Annotated in this window: 2 protein-coding genes; both read left to right on the top strand. The window is 46.1% G+C overall.

The window, feature by feature from the left end; genetic code table 11:
* Positions 1 to 198: hypothetical protein (locus OQX62_RS25020; RefSeq protein WP_265834408.1), on the top strand; the 198-nt coding region annotated here is incomplete at its 5' end.
* Between the two features lie 12 nt (positions 199 to 210).
* Positions 211 to 1626, top strand: coding sequence for a RagB/SusD family nutrient uptake outer membrane protein (locus tag OQX62_RS25025; RefSeq protein ID WP_265834409.1), 1416 nt, complete (start codon positions 211 to 213; stop codon positions 1624 to 1626).
* Positions 1627 to 1628: the final 2 nt, after the last annotated feature.

Genomic DNA, 1628 nt, shown 5'->3' on the forward strand with positions numbered 1-1628 from the left:
GATCATATTCGCCTGCAGGAAATTAACCTTTCTTATGGTTTTGGGAAAAAGGGCTGGTTCATCAAAAATCCCAGGGTTTATGCCAATGTATCCAACCTTGGGGTGATCTGGCGGGCGAACAAACTCGGGCTGGATCCTGATATCAATGATTATCCTAACCCTCGTGCCTATTCCCTTGGCTTTAGTGCAAACTTTTAACCTCATCTTGCTATGAAACATTCTTATCAATATTTGAAAGGTCATACAATTATCTGTAGGGTAGCATCTATGTTACTGTGCGTATTGATCTTAAGCTCCTGCGAAAAATACGTGGACATCAAAAAAAGCAGTAACCAGGCACTAATTGAAACTGCTAGTGATTGTCAACTGTTACTGGATAACTATGGTGTGATGAACACCGGCTTTCCAAGTGATGGGGAAGCCTCTGCAGACGATTATTATCTTACAGATGATGGCTATTTGTCGTCATCATTGACGCAGACAGATCGTGACCGCCATACCTGGGCTCCCTCAGGGATACGCCCCGGGGCGGCACAATGGGTGAACCCGTATAAAACGGTATATTATGCCAACTTGGTACTGGAGACCGTAGAAGAGCTGAAATCGAAAGGCTCTGCTGATGTAACGGTGCTGAACAACCTGCGTGGCGCTGCATTATTTTTCCGGTCATTTTGTTTTTGGCAGATTGCCCAGTTATATGCAAAGCCTTACAGTGCGGCTTCGGCAGAACAGGATCCGGGCATCCCTTTGCGGTTAAGTTCGGATATCAACGACAAATCGGAACGTGGAACAGTGGCCCAGACTTATGCACGTATTGTACAGGACCTGCAGGAGGCCGTATCGCTGCTGCAACCGACCTCTACCGTGCCCACAAGACCCAATAAAGCCGCTGCTTATGCGATGTTGGCTAGGACTTACCTGTCAATGGAAGATTATGCACAGGCACAGGCCAGCGCAGATGCCTCTTTACAGATAAACAACCAGTTGATTGATTACAATACGCTGGATGTAAATTCTTATACGCCGTTTTTCCCTCGTTTCAACAAAGAGGTATTGTTCCATTCGCTGATGGAACAACAACCTGCGCTAAACCCGAATGACATTGCCAAGATCAATCTGGATTTGGTGAATACCTATAGCGCGAACGACTTAAGAAGATCTATCTTTTTGAAACCGAATAGTGGAGACAATACAGGTTCGTACCGTTTTACGGGAAATTATGAACCGGCAACATCGGCGCTGTTTTTTAATGGGCTGGCGGTAGACGAGATGTACCTGATTCGTGCTGAAGGGTATGCACGTGCTGGAAATGTGACAGCTTCGATGGGAGACCTGAATACCTTGCTGAGGACCAGGTGGAAGATTGGTACTTATGTGGACATGGCTGCTGTGGATGGTACAGATGCTTTAAATAAAGTAGTTGCGGAGCGAAGAAAAGAGTTATTGATGAGGGGATTGAGATGGACAGACCTTCGTAGGCTGAACAAAGACACTCGTTTTGCCAGGACGCTTAGTCGTTCAGCGCAGGAGACAACTTACACTTTGCCGCCCAATGACATCCGGTATACGCTTTTGATTCCTCAGGAAGTGATCAACAACAGTCAGATCAGCCAAAATCCGAGATAATA

The organism is Pedobacter sp. MR2016-24 (assembly GCF_026239655.1).
In the GTDB taxonomy this organism is placed as follows: Bacteria; Bacteroidota; Bacteroidia; order Sphingobacteriales; family Sphingobacteriaceae; genus Pedobacter.